6 protein-coding genes and 1 riboswitch are annotated in these 10,592 nt (G+C 39.7%); of the genes, 4 read left to right on the top strand and 2 right to left on the bottom strand.

Annotation, left to right across the window (positions count from 1 at the left end; all coding sequences use genetic code 11):
* Positions 1 to 183: 183 nt before the first annotated feature.
* Positions 184 to 363, top strand: a complete 180-nt coding sequence (locus DX933_RS07415) for a hypothetical protein (RefSeq protein WP_123315839.1) — start codon at positions 184 to 186, stop codon at positions 361 to 363.
* 1,174 nt (positions 364 to 1,537) lie between these two features.
* Here the strand turns inward: DX933_RS07415 and DX933_RS07405 are convergent.
* Positions 1,538 to 2,560 carry a potassium channel family protein gene (locus DX933_RS07405; RefSeq protein WP_223805908.1) on the bottom strand — a complete coding sequence of 341 codons (1,023 nt, stop codon included), beginning with the start codon at positions 2,558 to 2,560 and terminating at the stop codon, positions 1,538 to 1,540.
* A 188-nt stretch (positions 2,561 to 2,748) separates the two neighbouring features.
* On the opposite strand from DX933_RS07405, the gene DX933_RS07400 reads away from it, so the two are divergent.
* The 3 genes from DX933_RS07400 to gpmA all read left to right on the top strand — a co-directional run bounded on the left by DX933_RS07400 (position 2,749) and on the right by gpmA (position 8,608).
* The gene (locus tag DX933_RS07400) at positions 2,749 to 3,807 is read left to right on the top strand and encodes a M20/M25/M40 family metallo-hydrolase (RefSeq protein ID WP_123315836.1); all 1,059 of its coding nucleotides are present in this window, start codon (positions 2,749 to 2,751) and stop codon (positions 3,805 to 3,807) included.
* 588 nt (positions 3,808 to 4,395) lie between these two features.
* A complete protein-coding gene (locus tag DX933_RS07395) occupies positions 4,396 to 7,764 on the top strand; it encodes a S8 family serine peptidase (protein ID WP_317843087.1) in 3,369 nt (1,122 codons plus the stop codon).
* Between the two features lie 154 nt (positions 7,765 to 7,918).
* Entirely contained in the window at positions 7,919 to 8,608 is a 690-nt protein-coding gene (gene gpmA, locus DX933_RS07390) for a 2,3-diphosphoglycerate-dependent phosphoglycerate mutase (protein ID WP_123315834.1), read from the top strand.
* 97 nt (positions 8,609 to 8,705) lie between these two features.
* On the opposite strand, the gene DX933_RS07385 is transcribed toward gpmA, so the two are convergent.
* A complete protein-coding gene (locus tag DX933_RS07385; protein WP_123315833.1) occupies positions 8,706 to 10,112 on the bottom strand; it encodes an NAD-dependent succinate-semialdehyde dehydrogenase in 1,407 nt (468 codons plus the stop codon).
* A 176-nt stretch (positions 10,113 to 10,288) separates the two neighbouring features.
* Positions 10,289 to 10,434, top strand: a riboswitch (FMN riboswitch).
* Positions 10,435 to 10,592 lie beyond the last annotated feature (158 nt).

Here is a 10,592-nt window from a genome sequence, read left to right as displayed (position 1 = left end):
ATTCAAAAAATAGATAGGAACATAAACAATTGACGGTCAATTTAGAGGTCCCTTTAGGGACTATGTTGGTAAAGTGCCCTTATAGGGCGAAATTAAAACCGCCGGTTCTACCGGCGGATATTTACTTAAACCAATTATTGTATATAATTAATGAATCACTTTTAAAAAATGGGGGTGAGTAAAATGATGGATTTAGCGCCAATTATATTAGCTTATTTAATTTATCTATTTATAGTAATTGTAATTGTGATTTTGATTAGATTGTTCATCCGTAATCATAAAGAATATAAAGATATGCAAAGAAAAAGACAAGATTCACTTGATAAAATTCATGAAGAAATTAAAAAGCTTAACGAGAAGTAAAAGTTTTGATCATTTTTTACATAGCAAATAAGCTAGGCGGTAAATTGTCTAGCCTATTTGCTGTATTAAAAAGTTGGATATATCAAGTAGAGAAAGAAACCAACAAGGGCGGGCGAAAGTTCAATGTTTATTTGCATTGGCAGTTTCATAAAATCACCTCTTATTTCTTTATTGCAATTAATTTTTATAAATCCTTTTTTAAAGATAAAATAAATGTCTATGCATGATTTCATAGCCCTATGCGATACTGGAGTCGTGGTAAAGGAAGGGGTCCCCCCAACCTTTAGTTGTGTGTGGAATCCTGTTTCGTTAGGAACGGAGAAGAAAAGAGGCTGGGACAAAACATAAATTATCGGTTTAAAAGACGAGCAATCACATGAATTAGCTCAGGGAATATACGTAGACTCCTGTGGGAGCAAAGAGCCATATAAGACCCCGCAAGGCGAAGCCTGAGGAGGCTTATTGCTCGCCCACGGAATGCGAAGTATATTCCCTGAGCGGGGTATCCTACTTATTAAATGTTCGCTTTTTGATTGGATAGAAATAGTATTGTCCCAGCCTCTTTTTCATTTGTTTTCCCCTTTAATTTGTTTATTAATTCCTTTCTTGTCATTTCACCACTTAATGTTGATTTAATATTTTTTCATCGTCGGGAGTGAATACATGCCCCTCAATTTCAGCAGTTGCTTTGGCTTGTTTATACGCTTGATCACTCATTAATTTTCCTCCTCATTGTCTAAACAATTGTAATAAAAGCTGTCTCTTTTATTTTTTATAGTAATTAAATCATTCAATTCTTGCAGATGATCATTCGCTTTTTGAATTTGTTCATTCGCAAACTCGTATGTAATAGAGATTGGTTCTTGGGTGAAAGTCTTTATTCTGCGCATCTCCTCTATGATTTGAATAGCGCGTTGTCTGCGTTCTTTTATGCCTATGTCAACAAAAGGATGGGGACATAACGGAGCGAGAAACGCATGTAGAAAAGCTGAGGGAATTAGACAAAAACAAAGTGTAAAGAAGGTCTTATATGATTTTCAATGTAAAAATAATTTGAAGATATACAGGTTGTGACCGACGGTAATTACTACATTCCTTACTAATTATAATATTAATATTTTTGTCTTGCTAGTTCTTAGCCACCCCATTCCGTAAGGGCTTAATATAATGAAAATCACCCAGATGAAAAAAAATGTGATTTCTCTTTCCAAGATAACATTCCGATTAAGGTGCTTTCATCGGAGATTTTCTTGCTTGGGGGAGGATTCATATAATATTTCTCGTTTTCTATGTATCCAATAATAAGGATATGTTGGCTTAAAAAATGCTGACAGATGGCCATAAAGTTTTCTTCTGCTAACTCACCAGGAATTGGGAAATGAACAAAAGCCTGATTGTACAATAAATGTAAAATGTTTTCAAATGGCGTTTCGTGATGTTGACGAAATAATTCATGATAAAGTAAACCACTCATAAAGTCATTTGGACGAAGAATGGTCGTGGCGCCTGCCCGTTTTGCATTATCTGTTTGCTTCGTGGAAAGTATCTCTACAATGATTGGGATTTGAGCGTTATTTCCTCTCACTGCAACTGTATAAAGAATGGTTGCTCGGTCCGCTTCCTTTTCCGATTTAGTCATATTTGCTGTTGCTACAACGACTGTAGCTGTTTCTACATTTGCCTTTTGAAGAATCAAATCGTCTGTCGCATCCCCATGAATAAAATGGATCGGAAAATCAATATAGGAGAGTTCCTGTAAGGATGCATCAATTAATACCATATCTATATGCGGATTGTTTTTGGTCATCAGCTGCATCAGATTACGTGTTCGTTCATTCCAGCCGATAAAAATGACATGGTGTTTGCCTTTATAACGGACAATCCCCTTGGAAAGCTGTTGCTCGTGCTTGACAGTAGTGGCCGCAAATACAGTGATGAAATAGGTGAGCAAACCAGCACCTGTAAGAATTAACAAAATTCCCAGCCATCTGCCTGCATTCGTGGTTGGGGCATAATCACCATAACCAACCGTACCACCCGTCACAAACGCCCACCAGATACCTTCGAAAAAGCTTGGAAATTGTTCTGGTTCTATTAAGTGAATAAGCAGTCCAAAAATAATCATTGTGATCAGAACCGTAAGCAATAATCGAATTAATATAGGCATTCGAAAGTATAAGTGTTTGATCAACTCCATGGTAAGGATGCACCTCATTTTGATGTAATATCTATATTATTGGCGGAAGCGGGCATATTTCATACAAGATGTTTATGTGATAGATGTAGTCTATTTGTAGGAGAGATGTTATGTATACTCAAGATGGATTGGTTTTGTTATGATAGAAAAAGACAATTTGTCATAGACCGAATGAGGAGGTAATTATCATGCTAGAAACAAACCAAGATTTTTTAATGGAATTATTAACGACACCATCACCATCCAGCTTCGAAATGGAAATTCAGAAAAAATGGATGAATTATGTGAAAGACTTTGCAGATGAAATCCGCACAGACCATGCAGGAAATGCAATCGGTATTTTAAACCCTGATGCACCTTTTAAAGTAATGCTCGCTGGTCATTGTGATGAAATTGCGCTTGTAATCAATCGAATAGATGAAGACGGATTTTTGTTTTTTGATAAAATGGGTGGGATTAATCCCAAAGCGGCAGTGGGCATGAAGGTAACAGTATTAGGCTATCAGCAAACAATTGTTGGTGTTATCGGAGTGAATGCTCAGCATCATGGCGGTATTAAAGGTGATTTTGATGTGGAAGATTTATTTATCGATTGCGGATTTAAAAACCGTAAAGAAGCAGAAGAAAAGGTTCAAATTGGGGATTTAGGGGTTTACAAAACAACGCCTGAGGTTTTGACGGATCGTTATTTATCCGGTCGAGGTCTGGATAATCGTACTGGTGCTTTTATTGTGGCAGAGGTCTTGCGTCAATTAAAAGAAAAAGGCTGTAAAGTCGGTGTATATGCTGCGAGTACAGTGAATGAAGAAACAAATATGGGTGGAGCATATTTTGCAGCAGCTGGTATTCAACCAACAATGGCAATTGCTTGTGATGTAACGTTTGCTACCGATTATCCAGGTGTGAATAAAAATAAATATGGTGATATCAAGCTCGAGAATGGACCTGTTTTAGCAAAAGGGGCACCGATTAACCGAAAAATAAATCAGCTGCTGGAGAAAACAGCTGCAGGACTGGATATGCATGTGCAATATGAGTTAACACCAAGAATGACTGGCACAGACGCAGATAAGATGCGTTTAACAGGTCAAGGCGTTCCAGTTGCATTGGTATCGCTTCCGCTTCGGTATATGCACTCTCCAGTAGAGACGGTCAGCTTTAAAGATATCGATGAAGAAATCGAATTACTAACCTCCATGATCGCAAGTTTGACTGGGGAAGAGAATCTTAATCCATTGGAAGATTAAGCTATGAAAAGAAAGCCTTGATTGTAAAAGGCTTTCTTTTTTTGTGGGAATGAACTTGGGTAATACATAAATTTCCAACAAGTTGCTGGGTGTTTTGACTTATGTAGCTTTCCTATCCTCTAATGAGAAAGGTTTAGTTTATCAGTTTATCCATTACTTATTCCCAAAACATGCTTCCATTCTTTTGTTTTATTGCTATAAGTATGACTTTTGATTCATTTTTATTTCTAATTTTAGGAAAGCCCGCATGACATCCAAAAGATGCAGATGTACAAAAGCTGCTACTTAGACGTTTATACCTGATAGGTGGTTGAATATTCCCATTGTAAAAATAATAAAACCCTAGGTCGATAGGTCTGGTTATGGATGTTATGATTTTGTCCGACAATATTCGACAAAAACGTAGAAGATTTTACATTATAGTGGAAGTTGCAACCAAGAATGTAAGCGCATACAAATCTGAAATGTAAATGAAAGGAGGAAGAAGTTGTATAAATAAATCTATTTTTGATAAAAAGGAGAGGAATAATATTGAGAAAGAAAAGACAGTTAAAAAGAAAGGCATTTAGTATACTGGCTACATTTCTAATGATTCTCTCGCTCGTTGCACCAACAATCGCTATCGCTCAATCCAGTCAGAAAAATGAATCAGGAAAGCAAAGCCTATCCGTGAGGGATTCTGAACCAGTGAAGGAGAAAGTGACCAAGCGTTTGTTGGATGTTTTTAACAAAGATGAAACCACAACTTTTTTAGTAAAGTTTAAAGATAAGGCAGATACGACGGAAGCAGCTGAACAGGCTAAGCAATCAGCGCAAAAAAATAGTTTATCAGCTGAAAAGATAAAGTTTATTCAGCGTTCAGCTGTGCTATCAGAACTAAAGTCCGTTGCTTTGGCATCACAGGAAAATGTCATTGAGTTCTTAAAGAAAGCAAAAGCAGACGGTATGGTTGAAGATTTTCATGCGTATCATATCGTAAACGGAATCGCTGTAACAGCTACCAAAGAAGTGGCTGAACAAATTGCGACATTTTCAGAGGTGGAAAAAATCCTGCCCAATGAAGAGCGACGCCTAATGGAAACGACAATTACGAATGAAAAAGCCCCAGAATCGAAACTCGCTGATGTGGAGTGGAATGTAGAGCGAGTAAATGCACCCCAGGTCTGGGGTATGGGATTCGATGGTACTGGAACAGTAGTGGGAAGCCTTGACTCCGGTGTACAATGGGATCACCCTGCATTAAAGGAAAAATATCGTGGTTACGATAATGAAACAGGAGAGGTTGATCATACGTATAGTTTCCATGATGGTTTTCAGGAGCAGGATGCACCATATGATGATCACGGGCATGGTACCCATGTTACTGGTACGATGGTGGGAAGTGAACCAGACGGCACAAACCAAGTTGGAGTTGCTCCAGGTGCTAAATGGATAGCTGCAAAGGTTTTTGATGCAGCTGGAAGTACGACAGATGCCATTTTGCTGGATGCAGCTGAATGGATGTTGGCTCCGGGTGACCGTGTAGATATGGCCCCAGATGTTGTGAATAATTCTTGGGGTGGCGGACCTGGTTTAGATGAATGGTATTTGGATGCTGTTCGTGCATGGAGAGATGCGGAAATTTTTCCGGAATTTTCAGCAGGAAATGTTGACTTGTTTAACCCAGGTGGGCCAGGATCAGTTGCAGTCCCAGCAAATTACCCTGAATCCTTTGCAACTGGTGCAACAGATTCAGATGATATGATTGCAGGATTTTCTCTAAGAGGACCTTCACCATACGATGAAGTGAAGCCGGATATTTCTGCACCTGGTGTTAATATTCGTTCATCTGTTCCGGGTGGAGACTACGAAGGGGGATGGAATGGGACATCCATGGCTGGTCCGGCAGTATCAGCTGTGGCGGCCTTACTTCGACAAGTAAATGCGAATATTACGGTTGATGAGATGGAAGAAATACTTATGAGTACAGCAATACCTAGAACGGATGATGAGTATCCAGAATCTCCGAATAATGGATATGGATCTGGATTAATTAATGCATACGATGCAGTTGCTGCTTTACAGGATGGGTTAGGAACCATTGAGGGATATGTTACTCAAGCGGATGATAATGGTTCGAATACCTCGGCTAAGGTGGGTTCCGGTGATGCATTAATGGCAGATGGAACACCTATTTCAGCTACCGTAAGTGTGTTGGAAAGTGGTCGTTCAGTAAGTACAGATCCAGAAGACGGGTCTTATTCCTTGATGCATGCAGTTGGTGAATTCACAGTTTTAGCAGAGGCGTATGGTTATGAGTCTGAAGAGCAAACTGTCACAGTAGAAGCAGATGAAGGGTCCACAGTGAATTTTGCTATGCAGGAATTACCAAATGGACATATTACTGGAACGGTAACAGATGAGCAAACCGGTAATCCGGTTGAGGGCGCAACTGTATTGCTGGTAGAGGATGCGAATGTGCAGCCGGTTCAAACAGATGAAAATGGAAACTACACACTGAAAGCTTATCATGGCATCTACACGCTTAAAATAAATGCACGTGGATACCATGGCAAGGAAGTAGAGGTGGAGGTTGCAGGAGATGTAACAGTTGACTTAGAGCTGGAGCCATTTTATATGGTCCCAGGCGAGGAAATTGGTTACGATGATGGGACGGCAGAAAATGCACGTGTTTATTATGATGCAGGCAATGGATGGGCAGTGAAAATGTCATTACCGGATGGAAAAGATTCTGCCATTGTTACAGATGGGGTCTTCCGCTTCTGGGATACTGAATTCCCTGTACCAGGCGGAGAGGACTTCCAAATTGAGGTTTGGGATGCGACAGGAAATGATGGACTTCCAGGGGAAAAACTTGCAGGTCCGATTGATGCGACGGCATTACGTACAGGAGAGTGGACCGTAGTAGATTTAACGGAACATAACATTCAAGTGGACGGTGATTTCTACATGGTCTACATTCAAACAGATCCGAACCCTAATGCACCAGCCCTAGCAACAGATGAAGATGGTCCTAATGCGGAAAGAAGTTATCAGTATGTAGATGGCGCTTGGTCAGCTGCTCCAGTTATAGAAGGTAACTATATGATTCGTGCTCGTGTCGGCTATGGTGTGGAAACACCAGTTATTACTTCACCTGAGGATGGTTTCGTAACAAATGAATCCACGATCACGGTTGAAGGAACTGCATCATCAACTACAACAGTCGAATTATTGAATAACGAATCGGTTGTTGGGACTGCTGAAATTGATGAAGACGGCGTATTTTCCATTGATGCTGCATTGGAACAGGGAGAAAATACATTAGTAGCCCGTTCTACAATGAATGATGCCGTAACAGGTGAATCTGAGGCCATCACTGTAGTCATGGATCAAGAAGGACCAGAATTAACCATCGACAATCCAAAAGATGGCAGTAAAACAAATAAAGAAACAACTACTGTTGAGGGAACTGTTGTTGATGATTATCTAGACTATGTGGAAGTCAATGGACAGAAAACAAATGTAGACGATGATGGATCCTTCTCGAAGCGAATTTTGCTTGATAACGGGGAAAATGTTATTGAAGTATCTGCTTATGATGAGGCAGGTAATGTGACAACAAAAACCGTAACAGTGGAAGCAAAATACGAAGTACCAATAATTGAAAACTTAACACCGGCATCAGATGTTGACTTACAAGCAGGCGAAAGTGTCATGATTGAATTTGACAGTGAGCCCGGGCTCCGTGCGACCTTTGTTATTCACATGCCGCTCACCAATCATTTTGGTGTACAGCTTACAAATGCGACAGAGTTACCAATGATGGAGGTTTCTCCAGGACATTATGTCGGATACTATACAGCGACAAATAATGTGGTTGCTGAGGGAGCAGTAATTGAGGTAATTACGAAGGATAGCTTTGGTAATGAAGCTAGAGAAAAAGCTACTGGTCAATTAAATATAAATATAGAATAAAATGAATCAAATGGAGAAAGACCTTCAACTGGTGGTTGAGGGTCTTTTTCATATACTTGTCCAAAACCTAGATTCGTACCTGTTTCTAAATTTAAATTTAAGGGAAGATTATATGAAAGCGGGAGTAGAAATAATGTTGAAGGAGGAATACCTGATGAAAATAGTATTCATTCGACATGGTCAAAGTGTGTTTAATCAATCAAATACCTTTACAGGCTGGGAGGATGCTGATTTAACAGAAACAGGAATAGAAGAAGCAAAGCGTGCCGGTCAATTGTTGCAGCAACATGGTATGACATTTGATATTGCCTTTACTTCTGTTCTTTCTAGAGCCATTAAAACATTATATTATGTTCTTGAGGAAACCAATCAATTATGGATACCAGTACATAAGACGTGGCGATTGAACGAAAGACATTACGGAGCGCTTCAACGTTTAAACAAAGCGGAAACAGTAGAAAAGTTTGGAGCAGAGCAAGTACATCGATGGAGGAGAAGCTATGATGTTTTGCCACCATTATTAGATCCTGATGATCCGCGACAAGCTACAAAAGAAAGACGCTATGCAATGCTGGATCAAAAGGCAATTCCATCGGGGGAAAACTTGAAACTGACGTTAGAAAGAGTAACCCCTTATTGGATGGACGTGATTGCTCCTCAAATAAAAGAAGGTAAGCATGTTATTGTTGCAGCACACGGAAATACGATTAGGGCACTCGTCAAACATTTAGAAGATATCGCTGATGAAGCAATTGTCGATGTTGAAATACCAACTGGCATTCCTTTAGTTTACGAATTAGATGAACAACTGAAGCCAGTGGATAAATATTATTTGAAAAAATAACCCAAATAAGACACGAGTGAGGATAAAACATACCTGGCTCGTGTCTTTGGATATTCATGCTTTTTCGAACGGATCATAGACCTTTAAAGTGAAATAATTATTCACCAGAAAAATCCAAGTTACCAATCGACAGATATTTCGTCTCTAAATAAGGTTCGATACCTTCCAATCCGCCTTCGCGACCTAAGCCACTTTCTTTCATACCACCGAACGGTGCATGTGCTGCAGATGGTGCTCCATCGTTCCAGCCAACAATTCCAAATTGTAACTGTTCAGATAAGTAGGTACCTGTCCGATAGTCATTTGTAAAGAAATACGCCGCAAGCCCAAATGGTGTTCCATTAGCGATTTTCACAGCTTCATTCAATGATTGGAAGGGAATAATCGGGGCAATTGGACCAAATGTTTCTTCATGCATCATCACCATAGAAGTCTTCACATTTTTCAAGACGGTTGGATGTACAAAATAGGTACCTTTTTCTTCATCTACATCGTATTTATTTCCAGTGAGAACTTCTGCACCATTTTCCAAAGCGTCATCCATTTGTGATTTTATTTTCTTATAACCCTTTTGATTGATAATGGGTCCAATGTCTGTCGTTTCATCTAATCCATTGCCAACCTTCAAATCTGAAACAGCTGCTGCCAGCTTTTCAGCAAATGTATCAACCACTTCGTCGGCAACAATAATTCGGTTCGCACAGACGCAGGTTTGTCCTGCATTTCTAAATTTGGATGCGATAGTCTGCTCTACTGCCAGGTCGAGATCGGAATCCTTGGCAATGATTAATGGTGCATGCCCTCCCAGCTCCATTGTTACATGCTTTATTGTATCTGCACTGTTTTTAATTAATGTTTTTCCAACTGCAGTTGAGCCAGTAAAGGTTATTTTGCGAACATAATCACTCTCGGTAAATAATTTTCCCATGACACTTCCACGTCCATTCACACATTGCACAACATCCTTTGGAATGCCTGCTTCATGTGCCAATTCCACAATACGAATCATCGTTAACGGAGTTTCTACTGCTGGTTTGACAATAAAAGTGCAACCAGCTGCTAACGCAGGTGCTGCCTTCCTAGTCATCATTGCTGCTGGAAAGTTCCATGGTGTGATTGCTGCGACTAGTCCCACAGGTTGTTTCGTAACAATGATTCGTTTGGACTCGGTATTAGCGGGAATTGTACGGCCATAGATACGTTTTGCCTCCTCTGCATACCAGTCAATATAGCTTGCTGCATAATCCACTTCACCACGGGATTCACGTAGTGGTTTGCCATTTTCTTTCGTCATAATGGTTGCTATTTCTTCTTTATGTTCTTTTAGTTTTAGGGACCATTTGTTTAGTAGCTCAGAACGTTTATGGGCATTGATTTGTGACCATGTTTTAAAAGCCTCATGTCCTCTTTTCAATGCATCTTTAACCTTTTCCTCGTTGTCTACTTGTACGGTCTGTATCCGTTCACCAGTTGCTGGATTGTTTACAGTAAATTGATTTTCCATTTCCTTTCAAACCTCCTTGGCTATTATTTTCCCTGCATGTGATTTATAAAACCATTTTATTCAGATAAGCTGCATGTTGTTTTGTCTATGAAAAATGCCGTATTTCTCCATCTGAGCAATAGGCTTCACAAACAAAGCATAACCATGTATAATGAATTTAACAATAACATAATCGATTCCATCTTCGGGGCAGGGTGAAATTCCCGACCGACGGTAAGAACCAATTTGTTTTAAGTCCGTGACCCACTTGGCAACTCGCTTTGTGGCTGATCCGGTGTGATTCCGGAACCGACAGTTACAGTCTGGATGGGAGAAGATGTCGAGCTGAAATGGAAGGTGCTTTTTTTGCATCTTTATTTTCCTACGTTTATCATACCCTAAAGCCCCATTAGGCTTTGGGGTTTTATTTATTTTTAAACAAAGGAATAGGCTTATCCTTCATCACCAGATGTGAATCGATGATAGATGAAGGGAGAATGG

This window comes from Ornithinibacillus gellani, assembly GCF_003730295.1.
Classification (GTDB): Bacteria; Bacillota; Bacilli; order Bacillales; family Amphibacillaceae; genus Ornithinibacillus_A; species Ornithinibacillus_A gellani.
Note: the sequence above shows the minus strand (reverse complement) of the source record. Positions and strands in the feature narration are given on the sequence as shown.

Bases quoted from the DNA above. Each gene is read 5' to 3' on its own strand.
- DX933_RS07415 (WP_123315839.1), top strand. From the start codon at position 184: ATGATGGATTTAGCGCCAATTATATTAGCTTATTTAATTTATCTATTT.
- DX933_RS07405 (WP_223805908.1), bottom strand. From the start codon at position 2,560: ATGGAGTTGATCAAACACTTATACTTTCGAATGCCTATATTAATTCGA.
- DX933_RS07400 (WP_123315836.1), top strand. From the start codon at position 2,749: ATGCTAGAAACAAACCAAGATTTTTTAATGGAATTATTAACGACACCA.
- DX933_RS07395 (WP_317843087.1), top strand. From the start codon at position 4,396: ATGATTCTCTCGCTCGTTGCACCAACAATCGCTATCGCTCAATCCAGT.
- gpmA (WP_123315834.1), top strand. From the start codon at position 7,919: ATGAAAATAGTATTCATTCGACATGGTCAAAGTGTGTTTAATCAATCA.
- DX933_RS07385 (WP_123315833.1), bottom strand. From the start codon at position 10,112: ATGGAAAATCAATTTACTGTAAACAATCCAGCAACTGGTGAACGGATA.